Origin of the sequence: Pseudofulvimonas gallinarii (assembly GCF_004343305.1) — a bacterium.
Taxonomy (GTDB): domain Bacteria; phylum Pseudomonadota; class Gammaproteobacteria; order Xanthomonadales; family UBA2363; genus Pseudofulvimonas; species Pseudofulvimonas gallinarii.
Genome location: NZ_SMAF01000021.1, coordinates 19,762 through 36,540 on the forward strand (window position 1 = coordinate 19,762; position 16,779 = coordinate 36,540).

The 16,779-nt window shown below is 68.0% G+C and carries 12 protein-coding genes; 10 read left to right on the top strand and 2 right to left on the bottom strand.

Annotated features, from left to right (window positions below):
• Positions 1-102: 102 nt before the first annotated feature.
• The 4 genes from prfB (at position 103) to EDC25_RS11810 (ending at position 6,208) form a co-directional block, all read left to right on the top strand.
• A protein-coding gene (gene prfB / locus EDC25_RS11795; protein WP_123521514.1) for a peptide chain release factor 2 occupies positions 103-1,228 on the top strand; the annotation gives its coding sequence in 2 pieces (ribosomal slippage) (positions 103-174 and positions 176-1,228; 1,125 coding nt in all).
• Positions 1,229-1,247: 19 nt separating this feature from the next.
• Entirely contained in the window at positions 1,248-2,840 is a 1,593-nt protein-coding gene (lysS, locus tag EDC25_RS11800; protein WP_123521509.1) for a lysine--tRNA ligase, read from the top strand.
• Positions 2,841-2,975: 135 nt separating this feature from the next.
• A complete protein-coding gene (locus tag EDC25_RS11805; protein WP_123521510.1) occupies positions 2,976-4,025 on the top strand; it encodes a response regulator in 1,050 nt (349 codons plus the stop codon).
• A gap of 26 nt (positions 4,026-4,051) precedes the next feature.
• Complete coding sequence (locus tag EDC25_RS11810; protein WP_123521511.1) at positions 4,052-6,208, top strand: ATP-binding protein; 2,157 nt, start codon at positions 4,052-4,054, stop codon at positions 6,206-6,208.
• Positions 6,209-6,394: 186 nt separating this feature from the next.
• Here EDC25_RS11810 and EDC25_RS11815 read toward each other — a convergent pair whose 3' ends face one another.
• On the bottom strand, positions 6,395-7,303 hold the full coding sequence (locus tag EDC25_RS11815) for a crotonase/enoyl-CoA hydratase family protein (RefSeq protein WP_123521512.1): 909 nt from the start codon (positions 7,301-7,303) through the stop codon (positions 6,395-6,397).
• Positions 7,304-7,528: 225 nt separating this feature from the next.
• On the opposite strand from EDC25_RS11815, the gene EDC25_RS11820 reads away from it, so the two are divergent.
• On the top strand, positions 7,529-8,203 hold the full coding sequence (locus EDC25_RS11820; protein ID WP_243695120.1) for a response regulator: 675 nt from the start codon (positions 7,529-7,531) through the stop codon (positions 8,201-8,203).
• Between the two features lie 22 nt (positions 8,204-8,225).
• Here the strand turns inward: EDC25_RS11820 and EDC25_RS11825 are convergent, their stop codons facing one another.
• The gene (locus EDC25_RS11825) at positions 8,226-11,606 is read right to left on the bottom strand and encodes an Rne/Rng family ribonuclease (RefSeq protein ID WP_132577538.1); all 3,381 of its coding nucleotides are present in this window, start codon (positions 11,604-11,606) and stop codon (positions 8,226-8,228) included.
• A 452-nt stretch (positions 11,607-12,058) separates the two neighbouring features.
• Here EDC25_RS11825 and EDC25_RS11830 point away from each other — a divergent pair, with 452 nt between their 5' ends.
• From EDC25_RS11830 to EDC25_RS11850, 5 genes are all read left to right on the top strand, one after another.
• Complete coding sequence (locus EDC25_RS11830) at positions 12,059-12,976, top strand: RluA family pseudouridine synthase (protein ID WP_123521730.1); 918 nt, start codon at positions 12,059-12,061, stop codon at positions 12,974-12,976.
• A 72-nt stretch (positions 12,977-13,048) separates the two neighbouring features.
• The gene (locus EDC25_RS11835; RefSeq protein WP_123521731.1) at positions 13,049-13,810 is read left to right on the top strand and encodes an NAD kinase; all 762 of its coding nucleotides are present in this window, start codon (positions 13,049-13,051) and stop codon (positions 13,808-13,810) included.
• Positions 13,794-15,326: a S8 family serine peptidase gene (locus tag EDC25_RS11840; protein WP_123521732.1), complete on the top strand. Its 1,533-nt coding sequence runs from the start codon at positions 13,794-13,796 to the stop codon at positions 15,324-15,326. Before EDC25_RS11835 ends, EDC25_RS11840 begins: the two co-directional genes overlap by 17 nt.
• 5 nt (positions 15,327-15,331) lie before the next feature.
• Entirely contained in the window at positions 15,332-16,237 is a 906-nt protein-coding gene (locus EDC25_RS11845; protein ID WP_123521733.1) for a 5'-nucleotidase, read from the top strand.
• Positions 16,234-16,755, top strand: coding sequence for a hypothetical protein (locus EDC25_RS11850; RefSeq protein WP_123521734.1), 522 nt, complete (start codon positions 16,234-16,236; stop codon positions 16,753-16,755). The genes EDC25_RS11845 and EDC25_RS11850 overlap by 4 nt, the downstream gene beginning before the upstream one ends.
• Positions 16,756-16,779 lie beyond the last annotated feature (24 nt).

Genomic DNA, 16,779 nt, shown 5'->3' on the forward strand with positions numbered 1-16,779 from the left:
GGAATCCACGCCAAACGGCGCTTTGCCCGGATGCGCCGTCCTGCGCATCCGGGCAGGCAGGCCAGTACACTATGCGGCTCGCTTTTCGACGACACGCCGACCATGGAACTGAATCCGCTGTTTTCCGCACTCGACGACCTCAAGGCGCGCGTCGACGCGCTCAGGGGGTATCTTTGACTACGATCTGAAGAAGGAGCGGCTGGAGGAAGTCAGCCGCGAACTCGAGGATCCCGGCATCTGGAACACGCCGGAGAAGGCGCAGGAACTGGGCCGCGAGCGCGCCCGCCTGGCGCAGGTGGTCGAGGGCCTGGACGAATACGGCAACGGTATCCGGGACACCCGGGAGCTGCTGGAGCTGGTCGCGGAGGAAGGGGACGAGGGCAGCCTGGAGTCGATCCGGGCCGATATTGCGCGCCTGGGGCAGGGCGTGGAGAAACTGGAGTTCCAGCGCATGTTCTCCGGCCAGATGGACGCGGCGAACGCCTTTGTAGACATCCAGGCCGGTGCCGGCGGCACCGAGGCGCAGGACTGGGCGGAAATGCTGCTGCGCATGTACCTGCGCTGGTGCGAGTCGCGTGGCTGGAAGACTGAACTGGTGGAAGCCAGCGGCGGCGACGTCGCCGGCATCAAGTCGGCGACGATCCGGATCGAAGGCGACTATGCCTATGGCTGGCTGAAGACGGAAACAGGGGTCCACCGTCTGGTGCGCAAGAGCCCGTTCGACTCCGACAACCGCCGCCACACCAGTTTCACCTCGGTGTTCGTGTCGCCGGAAGTCGATGACAGGATCGACATCGAGATCAATCCGGCCGACCTGAAGACCGACGTCTACCGTTCCTCCGGCGCCGGTGGCCAGCACGTCAACAAGACCGAGTCGGCGGTGCGCATCACCCACGTGCCCAGCGGCATCGTGGTGGCCTGCCAGACCGAGCGCAGCCAGCACGCCAACCGCGATCGCGCCATGAAGATGCTCGCCAGCAAGCTGTACGAGCTGGAGATGATGAAGCGCAACGCCGAGAAGAACGCGGTGGAGGCCAGCAAGTCCGACATCGGCTGGGGCAGCCAGATCCGCAACTACGTGCTCGACCAGTCGCGCATCAAGGACCTGCGTACCGGCGTCGAACGCAGCGATACCGACAAGGTGCTGGACGGTGACCTGGACGAATTCGTCGAAGCCAGCCTGAAGGCCGGGCTGGAAGCCGGATCGAAACGCAGCGACGCGGCCTGACCGGCCACCTGAACCAGCGATGCCGGCGCAGGCCGGAGCGAAGTCCACCCGAACAGGGATTGCAGCAGTGAGCAGCAACGAACAGCCAGCCGCACAGGCCGTCGACGAGAACTACGTGATCGCGGAGCGCCGCGAGAAACTGCGCGCGCTGCGTGACGGCGATGGTCCGGCGTTCCCCAACGATTTCCGCCCCGACGCGCTGGCCGGCGAACTGCAGTTCGAATTCGCCGACGGCGGACGCTGGGACGCCGCGGCCCTGGAAGCCCTGGGCCGGCGCGTCCGCATCGCCGGCCGCCTGCTCGCCAAGCGCGTGATGGGCAAGGCCAGCTTCGCGAAGGTCCTCGACCGCAGTGGCGACATCCAGGTGTTCCTGCAGGCGACCGCGCTGGGTGACGCCTATGACGCCTTCAAGGGCTGGGACGTCGGCGACATCGTCGCCGCCGAAGGCGTGCTGATGCGCACGCGCACCGGCGAACTGTCGGTGCGCGCCGAGTCTCTGCGCCTGCTGACCAAGTCGTTGCGGCCGCTGCCGGACAAGTGGCATGGGCTGACGGATACCGAAACGCGGTACCGCCAGCGTTACGTCGACCTGATCGTGACGCCGGAATCGCGCGCGGTGTTCCAGCTGCGCTCGCGCATCATCCGCTACATCCGCGATTATCTGGAGGCGGCGCCGCGCGGCTTCATGGAAGTCGAAACGCCGATGATGCACCCGATTCCCGGCGGCGCCACCGCGCGGCCCTTCGTCACCCACCACAACGCGCTCGACCTGCAGATGTACCTGCGCATCGCGCCGGAGCTGTACCTGAAGCGGCTTGTCGTCGGCGGCTTCGACCGCGTCTACGAGATCAACCGCAGCTTCCGCAACGAAGGCGTATCGACGCGGCACAATCCCGAATTCACCATGCTGGAGTTGTACCAGGCCTACGCCGACTGCAACGACATCATGGACCTCACCGAGGACATGCTGCGCTCGATGGCGGCGACGCTGTTCGCCGATCGCGACCAGCCCCTGCAGTTGAGCTGGGAAGGCGTGGCCGTCGACCTGGATACGCCGTTCCGCCGCCTGCCGCTGGCACAGGCGGTGCTGGAGCGCAATCCGGAGATCGGCGAACACGAACTGCGTGATCGCGAGGCCTTGGCGCGGCACTGCGAACGCCTCGGCATCCACGTCAAGCCGGGCTATGGCTGGGGCAAGCTGCTGCTTGAGATCTTCGAGAAGACCGCCGAACACCTGCTGGTCGACCCGACCTTCATCACCGCCTATCCGGCGGAAGTGTCCCCGCTGGCTCGCCGCAATGACGCCGATCCGGAGATCACCGACCGCTTCGAGCTGTTTGTGGCCGGTCGCGAACTGGCCAACGGGTTTTCCGAGCTGAATGACGCCGAGGACCAGGCCGAGCGCTTCCGGGCCCAGGTTTCAGCCAAGGACGAGGGCGACGACGAGGCGATGCACTTCGACGCCGACTACATCCGTGCGCTGGAGTATGGAATGCCCCCGACCGGCGGCCTGGGCGTCGGAATCGACCGCCTGGTGATGCTTTTCGCCGACCGCGGCTCGATCCGGGACGTCCTCCTGTTCCCCTATCTCCGACCCGAAACGCCGAACTGAGGTGCCGACCGGCCGGGGCAGGCCTGCGGTGGCTTGTCTACCCTTGGCATTGGCATAGGTGTACAGTCCGTACAGGCCTTCCATCCGGGACACGGCCCGCATGCAGGTTGTGCGGGCGGACGTCACAGGTACACCGTGAATGTAGTCATCGTCGACGACCAGCTGTCCGCAAGGACGATGCTGCGCCACATTATCGAGGGCATCAGCCCCGATATCCGCATTGCCGACTTTGGCGATCCGGAGCAGGCCATGCAGTGGTCGGAGCGTGGCAATCCCGACCTTCTGCTGCTTGATTACCGGATGCCGAAGATCGACGGCCTGGAATTCGCGCGCCGCTTCCGCCGCAATCTCGCCTATCGCGACGTGCCGATCGTGCTGATCACCGTGGTCGGCGACGAGCCGGTGCGCCAGGCGGCGCTCGATGCCGGCGTCATCGATTTCATGGTGAAGCCGATCCGTCCGCGCGAGTTGCGCGCACGCTGTCGCAACCTGCTGCAGCTTCGCCAGCAGGCCGAGTCCGTGAAACGGCGTGCACAGGCGCTGGAGCGCCAGGTGCTGTCGAACATGCACGAACTGGAAATGCGCGAACGGGAAATCCTGTTCCGCCTCGCCAAGGTCACTGAATCCCGCGACAACGAAACCGGACAGCACCTGGAACGCATGGCGCGTTATGCCGGCCTCATCGCCGCGGTCATCGACCTTCCCGACGAGGAAGTGCGGATCATCGAAGCGGCCGCGCCCTTGCATGACATCGGCAAGATCAGCATTCCCGACGCCATCCTCAACAAGCCCGGCAAGCTGACCGAGGAGGAGATGGCGGTCATGCGCCAGCATCCGCGCTTTGGCTATGAAGTGCTGAAGGACAGTTCCAGCCGTTTCGTGCAGGTCGGCGCCGACATCGCGCTGCGCCACCACGAACGCTGGGATGGCAGCGGTTATCCGGATGGACTGTCGGGCACGGACATTCCCCTCAGCGCGCGCATCGTCGCCGTCGCCGATGTGCTCGACGCGCTGACGACGCGGCGTCCCTACAAGGAGGCCTGGACGATGGATGCGGCGCTGGATTTCCTGAAGGAACAGCGTGGCCGGATGTTCGAGCCGCGGCTGGTCGATGCCCTCGTCGAGCATCGCGACCGCGCCGAGGAAATCCACGCCTGTTTCAAGCAGTCCGACAGCGACGACTGACGCCGGACCGTAACGAAGGGACTGCCATGGGAATGCTTTCCGGCATGATGGAGCGGCTGCAGGGCCGCCTGGACAGCGAGCACGAACAGGCGATCGTGCGCATCGCCATCACGGCGCTGTTCCTGGTGTACCTGGGTGGCGCCGCGACCTTCGACACGCACGCGCACTCGGCGCTGTTCAAGGCGCTGCTGGTGGTGCTGGCCGAATCGGTGATCGGCATCGCGGTGATCGCCGCCATCCTGCGCCGGCCGGCGGTATCGTACCCGCGTCGCTTCGTCGGCATGTTCGCCGATTACGGTTCGATCTCGGCGCTGATGCTGCTGCTTGGTGAACTGACCGCACCGCTGTACGTCATCCTGATGTGGGTGACGATTGGCAACGGCCTGCGCTACGGCACGCGCTTCCTGTATTACGCGATCGCCATGGCGGCGAGCGGATTCACGCTGGTGATCCTGCTGACGCCGTACTGGCTGGCGAACAAGGCCATGGCCTGGGGCCTGCTCGTCGGACTGGTGGCGATCCCGATGTACCTGTCTTCGCTGCTGACATCGCTGACGCGCGCCACCGAGCAGGCGCGCCAGGCAAGCGCCGCCAAGAGCCGTTTCCTGGCGAACATGAGCCACGAGTTCCGCACGCCGCTCAACGGCATCGTCGGCATGTCGGGCCTGCTGGCGACGACGCGCCTGTCGCCGGAACAGCGGGAGTGTGCGGAGGTGATCGAGACGTCGGCGAAGTCCCTGCTGGCGCTGGTCGAGGATGTCCTCGACATCTCTGCCATCGAGGCCGGCAAGCTGCACCTGAAGAATGCGCATTTCAGCGTCCGCGCGCTGGTCCGCTCGGTGTCGACCATGATCCGACCGGGTACCGCGGACAAGCACCTTGGCTTCGACGCCCATGTCGCCGAAGGCGTCCCCGACATGCTCGAGGGCGATCCCGGCCATCTGCGCCAGGTGCTGCTCAATCTGCTCAACAACGCCGTCAAGTTCACCGACCAGGGCGGCATAGTGCTCGCCGTGTCGCAGCTGGATTCGCCGGACGGTCGTGCCTGGCTGCGCTTCTCCGTGCATGACACCGGCATCGGCATCGCCGAGGAGGTGCAGTCACGCGTCTTCGAGGCGTTCGAGCAGGGCGATGGCGAACTCAACCGCCGATTCGGCGGTACTGGCCTGGGCACGACCATCGCCAAGAACCTGACCGAGGCAATGGGTGGACGCATCGCCTTCGAAAGCCGCGAAGGCGCCGGCTCGCATTTCTGGATCGACCTGCCATTCCAGCTGGTGCCGACCGTGGCGCCGGCGGCATCCGCACCGGCCGACGACGCCAACAAGGTGATCGCCTTTGATGATCCGTTCGTCCGCCATCGTGCCCGCGTGCGTCCGATGCGCATCCTGGCGGCGGACGACCAGGTCACCAACCAGGCGGTGCTGCGTCGCGTCCTCGAGAAGGCCGGGCACCAGGCGACGGTCCTGGGCAGTGGTGAAGCGGTGCTGGATGCGCTGGAGCAGGAGGATTTCCAGATCGCCATCCTCGACCTGCACATGCCAGACCTGAGCGGCATCGACGTGTTGCGTCAGGCGCGCGTGATGCAGGCCGGGCAGGCACGGCGCACGCAGTTCATCGTGCTCAGTGCCGACGTCACGCCCGAGTCGATCCGCGCCTGCGAACAGGCCGGCGTGGCCTGTTTCCTTCCCAAGCCGGTCGTGACGGCGCGGCTGCTCGATGTCATCGCCGAACTGGCGACCGGCACGGTTTCCCAGGATGCCGGTCAGATCGAAGCGGCCCGCGTCCCGACCACGGAAGTCGATCTCGACGTCCTGCGCGATCTGCGCGACCTGGACATGACCCGGCCGGAGCTGGCCGACTATGTCGAACAGTGCCGCCGCGACATGGTGCGCTGCATGGATGAACTGGACCGCGTCGTTGCCGCCCGTGACTGGGCCGGTTTCCGCGAATTCGCCCATGCCCTCAAGGGCGTGGCCGGGAACCTCGGGCTGGCCGGCTTCGCGGCGAACGTCGGCGACGCCATGCGGCTGCCGGAATGGCGACTGGGGCGTGAAGCCCGGTCAACGCTGGATGCCATGCAGACCGAACTGGAACGGCTCGGTCCGACCATCGCCCGCCTGCCGGAACTGGCGATGCAGGGTGGCGCGGCCGACGACGTCGACCACGACAGCACCGGCTGACCGGGATCGCTGCCCGTCGGGTTTGACTCGCGCGCATGATGATCGACGTGCTTCCTGCCCGGCTTGCTTGGCTGCGGACGAGGCGCTCCCCCTCTGCGCCTGATCCATCCAGGCCTTGGTGGCCTGTCGTACAACATTGACGGATGACCCGCCGGGCAGGTCATCCGCCGTATCCGGCCATCCGGCTCACATCCGCTGCGGGATCGCTTCGTTGCCACCACCACCGCGACGGGTCTGCGCGCGAACCAGGCGTTCCATCGTGCGCAGCGAACGGTGCTCCAGTTTCAGCGCCGTGTCGACCCAGATTTCCGTTACCCGCATCAGCTCATCAAGTGTGACAGGCGTCACAAGTTCGCGCACTTCGCGCACTTCGCGCATCGCGCGCCGCGCCCGGCTCGTGCGCTGGCGGTTGCGGATAAGGTCCTGCACCACGGCGACGCCCTGGCCCCGTGGCACCACCATGTCCACCACGCCCATGCGCTGAAGCTCGCGGACATCGTAGACATTGCCGTCAAGCATCATCTGCTCGGCGCGTACCGGGCCGATGCGCTGCGACAGGAACGAGAACGCGCCCATTCCGGGGAAAAGGTCAAAGAGCACCTCCGGCAGGCCCATGCCGACGCCGTCCTCGGCCACGATCGTGTGGCAGCTCAATGCCGCTTCGAAGCCGCCGCCGAGTGCATCGCCCTGGACGAGGGCGATGGTCTGGGCATGGACGCCCAGGCCGTTGTGGAAAGCATGGACACCGCGCACGCAGGCACGGGCGTAATCGAGCAGGCCGTTGCGGTCGCCGGCACGGATATGGCGGATGAACAGGTCGAGGTCGCCGCCCAGGTTGAAGACGTCGCTGTCCGAGGCGAGTACGACGTGGGGCGCGACGTAGCCGGCGTCATCGTGGTCCAGGCGCAGGCGGTCACCGACCACGCGCTGCCAGGCGCAGATGTCGCTGACCAGTTGCGGGGTGAAACAGGCACGCTGGCCGGGCTCGATGCCGCCGGCATGCATGTGGCACCAGAACGTCCGGCTCTGGTCGGACTGCTCGCAACGGATGGTGGAGTAAGTGCGCTCCTGGGGGAGAACTTCGACGTTTGACATGGTGTGTACCTCTATCGCGCTGGCAGAAAAACCGGGAAATGGTGGGTCGTCTGCCACCTGGTCGTCCTGAAAATACTCCTCGCCGCACAGTGTTGCTACTCGCCGGTTTCAGGGCGTGAAACGCCGCTGCCGGGCGGGCATCCAGGGTGGCGCGCCGGGCTCAAACTTGACTATTGCGTCATCCGCGCGTTTTACTGACCGCACAAGATGGAAGGGGAAACAGTGATGATTCGTGTGCTGCTGGTCGACGACCACGCCATGATCCGCACCGGCTGCCGTCATGTGCTCGAAAACGCGGGTGGATTCGAGATCGTCGGCGAAGCCGAGTCGGCGGAAGAGGCATTGCCGATGGTGAGGTCGCTGCAACCCGACGTGGTCCTCATGGACCTCAACCTTCCCGGCGCCAGCGGCTTGCAGGCCACCGAACACATCACCGCGACGCAGCCGAAGGTGAAAGTGATCGTGCTGACCGTCATCGAGGCGCTGCCGCTTCCGAAGCTGTTGCTCAACGCGGGCGCCTGGGGCTATCTGACCAAGCAGGCTCCCGGCGAGGAACTGGTGCAGGCCGTGCGCCAGGTCAGCCAGGGCCGGCGTTACCTCAGCCCTGAAATCGCCAATGGCCTGGCGATGCTGGGCCTTCGCGGCGGCGAGGCTTCACCGTTGTCGATACTGACGGTGCGTGAGATGGATGTCGCCCTGGCGCTGGCGCGCGGGGACAGCAACAAGAAGATCGCCGGCCTGCTGCACATGAGCGAGAAGACCGTCAGTTCACACAAACTGCGCATCCTCGAGAAGCTCGAGGTGGACAACGTGGTCGCGCTGGCCAACCTGATGTCGCATTACCAGCTGCTGGAGCGGGGCATCGAACCCCGGTCCGGCCTCGACCCGGTGACGGCGTAGGACCGTCACCGGGTGGCTGGTCTTACTCGCCGTCGCTGTCGCGCTGACGCGGCGCCTCGGACTTCGGGGCTTCCGACGACTTCGGTGCGTCTGGCTTTGCGGCTTCCGACGACTTCGGTGCGTCGGGCTTGGCGGCGGAGGCAGGTTCCTGGAACAGCGGTGCCTGGATCGAGGCGGCCGGCGGCGTGACGACCTTCGGCGCCGCCGGTGCCGGGGCGTTCGTCGCCGCTGCCGCCCCAGCCGCCGGAGCCGGCGTCGAGGGCGTCGGCGAAGGTGCAGCCGGTCGAGGCGTTGAAGGCGTGGCCGCCGCCGTGCTGCCGGCGGCCGCGCTTGCGGCAGCCGGTGCCGGCTGCGACCCCGCCGGTCGGGCCGGCTGTTCCGCAGCCGCGTCGTTCGCCTTCGGCGCCGTCTCATCCGGACCCGTGCGCGGCGCGGACGATGGCGACGTCGGCGGTGCATCACTGGATGCGCGCTGCGCAGGCGCGGAAGCCGGTGGCGCAACCGAAGCCGCCCGCGGTGTGGCCCTTGCCTGCGACGCGGCTGCCGCTTCGCCAGCGGGGCGCGGCGCCGGTGCAGGGGACCCGTCCGCTGCAATGGTGGCGGGCGCCGTCGACGGAGGCGGCGTGATCGAACCGCTTGCCAGGGCAGTGCCCGAGGCCGCCTGCGGCGGCATCGGGGCAGTCGAAGTCGCTGGAGCTGCGGTGCTTGCCGACGCAGCCGGAGCAACCGGAGCTGGAGTCGACGCCGCCGGAGCAGCGGCCGCCGATCCCGCCGCGGCTGCCGGGGCGGCTGGCGCGGAGGCCTGCGAAGCTGCCGGTGCGCTCACCGGCCTGCTGGCGTTGTCCGTGCCGGAGGTCGGCGCATCGGCGCTGGCGGCGGCCGCAGCGGCGGGGCGCGGTGCCTGCGGCCGGGCCGGTGCGGATGCGTCCTGCGATGGCGGCTCGGCGGCAGAAGACGACGTGCCTGCCGACTGCGGCGCCGGGTTGGCGGCTGCCGGGCGTGGCAGGCTTTCGCGGCGACTTTCGTCACGGCGACTTTCGTCACGGCGATGGTCGTCGCGGCGGTCGTTGCCATTGACGCCTTCGTCGTCGCCGCTTGCGCCGCCTGCGCTGTCGGCCTGCACCGGATTCAGCGCGTCTTCGCCACCCTCGCCATTGCGGCGGCGTCGACGACCACCACGGCGACCGCGGCGCTTGCGCGTACCGCCTTCGCCGGTCATGCCGTTCTCTCCGGCGGGTGCACCGCCGGTGGCGCCATGCTCCCTGTTGGCCGTTTCCGCCATGGCGGCCGAAGCCGTGGCGGCTGCAGCGGCGACCGCTGCCGGCGCGGCGGCCGGCGCGGCGGGCGGACGTGACGACGGTTCGCCGCTGCGGCCTGCCGATGCAGCGTCGGGGCTGCGCGGCGGCTGTTCATTGCGGGACGTGTTCGCGCCCGGCGGGTTCTGGCGTTTTGCCTGTTCCTGCGGATTGCGCGCCGGCTTGGCGGCGTTCTGCTCGATGGGGCGGGCCTCGTTCTGGCCGCGCTTCTGCGGCGCGTTGGCGCGCTTGGGCTTCTGCTGCGGCTTGTGCGGGTGCGTCGCGTGCGGCCGGCCATGCGCGCTGGCGGCATGCTTGCCGCCGCGGCGGTTGCGGTCCTTGCTTTCCCCGCGCTCGCCGGCCTCCGCGTTCGCTTCAGTGCCACCGGTGAAGAAGGCGAGGATTCGCTTGAACAATCCCGGGCGGGCCGGCGCGGTCTTGGTCAGGGTTGCGGGGGCCTTTTCCCGGGACGGCAGGATGTCGTCGTCCTCGCGGGTCGGCGGTGGCGGCGTCGAGGGCTTGATGCCGCTCACGGCCGGCTGTTCGCCCGGACCGGTGTCATTGGCCATGCTCCGGATGACCGGTGCCGGTGCGACCGTCACGCGCTTGTAGCTCGGCTTGCTGGTGTGCTCGCCGAGGTCGGTGTCGCGCAGGCGCTGGATTTCGAAGTGCGGCGTTTCCAGGCGTTCGTCGGCGACGATGACGACCGGCGCCTCGTGGCGCTGTTCGATGGCGCTCAGCGCCGCGCGCTTTTCATTGAGCAGGAAATTGGCGATGTCGGACGGCACCTGGACCAGCACCTGGCCGGTGTTCTCCTTCATCGCGTGCTCTTCGACCAGGCGCAGGATCGACAGCGACAGCGACTCGACGCTGCGGATGCGGCCATGGCCTTCGCAGCGCGGGCAGACGTCCTGCGTCGATTCGCCCAGCGACGGGCGCAGGCGCTGGCGCGACAGTTCGAGCAGGCCGAACTTGGAAATGCGGCCAAGCTGCACCCGGGCGCGGTCGTAGCGCAGGGCGTCGCGCAGCTGGTCCTCGACCTGGCGCTGGTGCTTGTTCGACTCCATGTCGATGAAGTCGATGACGATCAGGCCGCCGGCGTCACGCAGGCGCAACTGGCGGGCGATTTCCACCGCCGCTTCCATGTTGGTGTTGAACGCCGTCTCCTCGATGTCGGCGCCCTTGGTGGCGCGCGCCGAGTTGATGTCGATGGCGGTCAGCGCCTCGGTCTGGTCAATGACGATCGAGCCGCCGGAGGGCAGGCGGACGCTGCGCTCGTAGCAGTTCTCGATCTGCGTCTCGATCTGGAAACGCGAGAACAGCGGCACCGTGTCCTGGTACAGCTTCAGCTTGCGCAGGCTGCCCGGCATCACCAGCTGCATGAAGTCGCGCGCTTCCTCGTACACCTCGGGGTTGTCGACCAGGATCTCGCCGATCTCGGGGCGCAGGTAGTCGCGCAGCGCGCGCATGATCAGCCGCGATTCCTGGTAGATCAGGAACGGCGCCGGGCGCGTCTGGTTGGCTTCGGTGATCGCCTTCCACAGCTGCAGCAGGTAGTCCAGGTCCCACTGCAGTTCCTCGGCTTCGCGGCCCAGGCCGGCGGTGCGCACGATCAGGCCCATGCCGTCCGGCACCTGCAGGTGGTCCATCGCCTCGCGCAGCGCGGCGCGATCCTCACCCTCGATGCGGCGGGAGACTCCGCCCGCACGCGGGTTGTTCGGCATCAGCACCATGTAGCGGCCGGCCAGCGAGATGAACGTGGTCAGCGCCGCGCCCTTGGTGCCGCGTTCCTCCTTGTCCACCTGCACGATGACGTCCTGGCCCTCGCGGACCAGTTCGCGCATGCCGGCCTTGTTGGGATCGACGCCGGGCGTGAAATATTCCCGGGCGATTTCCTTCAGCGGCAGGAAACCGTGACGTTCACCGCCATAATCGACAAAGGCGGCCTCCAGGCTGGGTTCAACCCGGGAGATCCGCCCCTTGTAGATGTTCGACTTCTTCTGTTCCTTGGCCGGCAGCTCCAGATCGAGGTCGTAGAGCAGCTGGCCGTCGACGATCGCCACGCGCAGCTCTTCGCGCTGCGTGGCATTGATCAACATGCGTTTCATGATGTGCGGTCCTTGCCGGTGCGGCGAGGCCGGGCGGGGCGGATACGGACGATGGATACCGGATCCCGGCCGGCACGCGCCGGCGCCCGCCCGCCGCGATCGCGTCGCGGAGCAGCTGGCAAAGGGTGATCAGCAGTAGGGCCATTTTGTCGCCTGAGCCGCCGGGAGTGCCCGGGGCCGAACCGGATTCGATGCGTGAAGGCAGGCGTCCCGCCTGCGAGGGTGGGTGCGCCCTGGGGCGCAACCGGAAAACCTTTCCAGGTCATCGACCTGTAGCTTGCGGATCCTGCGTGCGACAGGGCAGGGCTCTATCGCGGTGCCGGGCACAGCGCGCATACTATACCAAATCAAACGGTTAGCGCGGCAACGTGAACGACAAGAAGCAGAATGGCCGCGCCCGGCCAGGCCAGGACGGCCGGAATGCCCCGCCGGCAGGCGCTGCCGGCGTACAGATGGTGCGCGTGGAGGAGGGCGGCAACGGCCAGCGGATCGACAATTTCTTGCTCGGTCGCCTCAAGGGCGCACCGCGCAGCCTGGTGTACCGGCTGTTGCGCACCGGCCAGGTCCGGGTCAACGGCGGTCGTGCGAAGCCCGAGACGCGCCTGGCCCTGGGCGATATCGTCCGGGTGCCGCCGGTCCGCCTGCCGGAACCCGACGCCCCGGCCACGGCCTCGACCGGCCAGCTGGAACAGGTCGAGGCGGCGATCATCCATGAGGACCGCCATGTCCTCGTGCTGGACAAGCCCAGTGGCCTGGCCTCGCACGGCGGCAGCGGCATCCGGCTGGGCGCCATCGAGACCCTGCGCCAGCTGCGCGGCGACGAGCGCCTGGAGCTGGTCCATCGCCTTGACCGCGACACCAGCGGCATCCTGCTGCTCGCCAAGTCACGCGCCGCGCTGCTGGCCTTCCAGGACGAGATCCGCCGCGGCCGCGCACAGAAGCGCTACCTGACGCTGCTGGGCGGCACGCTCAAACCTTCGCCCTTCCGCGTCGAGGCGGCCCTGCGCAAGCAGGTGCTGCAGGGCGGCGAGCGCATGGTCCAGGTCGCCGCCGACGGCAAGCCGTCGATCAGCACCTTCACCGCCGCGCAACGCCTGCCGGGTGCGACGCTGGCGGAAGTGCTCATCGAAACCGGCCGCACCCACCAGATCCGCGTGCACGCCAGGCACATCCGCCATCCGGTGGCCGGTGACGAAAAGTACGGCGACCCGGAATTCAACGCGCGCATGAAGGGCTTCGGCCTGCGCCGGCTATTCCTGCACGCCGCCAGCCTGCGGCTGCGCGGGCCGGGTGGCGAGGACTACCTGTTCCACGCGCCGCTGCCGGCGGACCTGCGCACGCCACTGGACGCCCTCGCCAGTCGCGGATGATGTCGCGCGGTCATGACCGCCGAAGCGCGGGATGCGGGTGAAAGTGCAGAATGAACCGCTACACTCGCGGGCATGAGCCATCGACTGGCGTTCATCGCCGCGCGAACCGAAGCCGCCACGGCCGCGAAGGCCGTCCTGCAGGCCCGATACGGACAGGTCCCGGTCGAAGAGGCCGAGGTCATCGTCGCACTGGGCGGCGACGGACTGATGCTGCAGACGCTGCATCGTCATGGCGGCGCCGGGCGACCGGTGTACGGCATGAAGCTGGGAACCGTCGGTTTCCTGCTCAACCAGTACGAGGTCGAAGGGCTGCCCGAGCGCATCGCCGCCGCCAATCCCACCCAGCTGGCCCCGCTGGTGATGCAGGCGGTCAGCGAATCGGGCGCAACCGCGACGGCACTCGCCTTCAACGAAGTGTCTCTGCTGCGGCAGACCCGGCAGACCGCGCACCTGCGCGTGCATGTCAACGACCGCGTACGCCTGGACGAACTGGTCTGCGATGGCCTGCTGGTGGCCACGCCAGCCGGCAGCACCGCCTACAACCTCTCGGCGCACGGCCCGATCCTGCCGATGGACAGCCAGGTGCTGGCACTGACGCCGCTGGCGCCATTCCGCCCGCGTCGCTGGCGCGGTGCCATCCTGCGCTCCGACGCACGCATCGACATCGGAATCCTCGATCCGGACAAGCGGCCGGTCAGCGTCACCGCCGATGCCTACGAAGTCCGCGACGTGGTCGAAGTGAAGGTCAACCAGTCGAAAGAGCACAGTGTCACGCTGCTGTTCGACCCCGACCACAACCTGGAAGAACGCATCCTCAATGAGCAATTCGCCTGACATCGCGACCGTGTCCACGTCGGTGCGCATCCTGTTTGCGCTGGCGACGGCTGTCTCCGGCCCGTCGATGGCGCTGGCGGACAGCGGCAAGCTCGACGTCGCCCTGCGCAACGCGGCGGGCGACGTCGATGTCTTCGTCGAGATGCGGCCCGTGGCCGCTGTACCGCGACCGGTCCGCGAATCCGGCGAGGCGATCGCCGGCTATCGTGCGCGCCTGGTCGCTTTCCTGCGTGAACAGGCCGAGCGCAGCCAGGCCGGCCTGCGCGCCGAGCTGGATGCACGCGGCATCGCCTGGAGGGGTTTCTGGATCGCCGATGCGATCGCGATCCGCATGGATGCCGCCCAGCTGGCGTGGCTGGCATCGCGCGATGACGTCGTCCGCGTGTATCACGACGCGTTGAACCGACGCCTCGACCCGGCTGAATCGGGCGAGCCTGCGCCCAGGGCGCCTGCCGCGGTCGAGTGGGGCGTCGAGCGCATCCGGGCACCGGAGGTATGGGCCGCCGGCGTCACCGGCGAAGGCGTGGTGATCGCAGGCCAGGATACCGGTGTGCGCTGGGACCACAATGCGCTCAAGCGGCAGTACCGCGGCTGGGACGGCAACAGCGCCGACCACGACTACAACTGGCACGACGCCGTCCACCAGACGTACGGCGCCGGCGGCAATCCCTGCGGCATCGATTCGATGGTGCCCTGCGACGACCACAGCCACGGCACGCATACCGTCGGCACCGTCATCGGTGATGATGGCGGCGACAACCGGATCGGCGTGGCGCCGGACGCACGCTGGATCGCCTGCCGCAACATGGAGCGCGGCGTCGGCCGCGCCAGCATGTACGCCGAATGTTTCCAGTGGTTCGTCGCGCCGACCGACCTGGCCGGGGAAAACCCGCGACCGGACCTGGCGCCCGACGTGATCAACAATTCCTGGGGCTGTCCGCCCGACGAGCTGTGCACGGATCCGGCGGTGCTGCAGGCCGTCGTGGAGAACGTGCGCGACGCCGGCATCGTCGTCGTGGTGTCGGCCGGCAATTCCGGAAGCGGATGCGGCACGATCGACACGCCCGCGGCGATCTACGACGCCGCCTTCACCGTGGGTTCCACGACCAGCTCGGAACTGATGTCGGGTTTCTCAAGTCGCGGGCCGGTGCCATTCGCACTCACCACGACAATGAAACCGGATATCGTGGCGCCCGGATCTTCCGTACGTTCGGCGACACGCGCGGCGGTGGACAGCTACGGCCTGTCCTCCGGAACCAGCATGGCCGGTCCGCATGTGGCGGGCGCCGTCGCGCTGCTGATCTCGGCCAATCCCGCGCTGCGCGGTGATGTCGACCGCATCGAGCGGATCCTCGGCGACACCGCGGTGCCGTTATCCATCACGCAGACCTGCAGCGGGGTCGGGCCGACGACCTGGCCGAACTACGTCGCCGGGCATGGTCGCATCGATGCCTGGGCGGCGTTCCGCGTCGCCGAAACCATTTTCACCGACGACTGGGAGGGCAACGCGCCGTGAGCGCGATGTCGCCGCACGCGGTCGACCGTCGGCTGGTGGTCGCGATTTCATCGCGGACGCTGTTCGATCTCGACGACAGCCACACGGTGTTCGAGCGCGCCGGCGTGGCCGCCTACGCGGACTACCAGGTCGCACACGAGAACGAGCCGCTGGCGCCCGGCGTCGCCTTCCCGCTGGTGCGCAAGCTGCTGGGACTGAACCAGCGCGCCGGCAAGCCGCTGGTCGAGGTGATCCTGCTCTCGCGCAACTCCAGCGACACCGGCCTGCGCGTGTTCAATTCCATCCAGCATTATGGGCTGGACATCGTCCGCGCCGCGTTCACCGGCGGTGCGCCGCCTTACACCTATATCGCGCCGTTCGAAGCCGACCTGTTCCTGTCCGCCAACGGCGACGACGTGCGCCGCGCGCTGGCTGCCGGGGTCGCCGCCGCTGCGATCCTGCCCTCGGCCACCGGCGGCGATCCCGACGGCCCATTGCGCATTGCTTTCGATGGCGATGCCGTGCTCTTCGGCGACGAGTCCGAGCGCATCAGCCAGGAGCAGGGCATCGAAGCCTTCCACCGCCACGAATCCGAACACGTCGACCAGCCGCTGTCCGGCGGACCGTTCCGCGGTTTCCTCGCGGCGCTGCATGCGCTGCAATCGCAGTTCCCCGACGACCAGCCGCCGATCCGCACCGCGCTGGTGACGGCAAGGTCGGCGCCGGCACACAAGCGCGTCATCCTCACGCTGCGCGAGTGGGGCGTGCGCCTGGACGAAGCCATCTTCCTGGGGGGACGGCCGAAAGGGCCGTTCCTGGAAGCCTTCGCCGCCGACATCTTCTTCGACGACTCCGGCGCCAACATCGAATCGGCGCGGCAGTTCGTCGCCAGCGGCCACGTGCCGCACGGCGTCTCCAATCCCGAGCAATGAATCCAGCACCCGCCCAAACCGCCATCGGCATCGACGACGTGCTGGATGTGCGCGAAGTGGACGATGGCCGCGCCGTCGCCGGCGAGCTGTTCCAGCGCCGCTACCGCGAGCAGGCGCCCGACTTCCCGCTGCACATCGTCGCCTTCTGGAAAGCGCCGGACGGTCGCGAGCACCCGGTGTGCTACATCCACTTCACGCCGCAGGGCGAACTGATGCTCGGCGGCGGCGCCTGCACCGACGACCACCTGCTGCGACGCCTGCCCGCCGACCATCGCGCCGCGCTACGCGCCGCCGGCGGCGTCTACCGCCATGCGCTCACGCGCTCTGTCGACCTGCTGTCATCGCGATGCAAGGCGATCTTCGGCTATTGCGGCGATCCGCTGGCCGGCCGCATCGACCGCGCCGTCGGCTTCCGCGAGACCGCGCATCCGCACCTGCTCGTCTATTTCACGCGCGATCTTCCGTCCGCCGAGCAGGATGCGCTGATCGCCCAGGCCAACGCCGTCGGGCCGTTCTGACCGTCGCGGCCGTCGCGGCCGTCG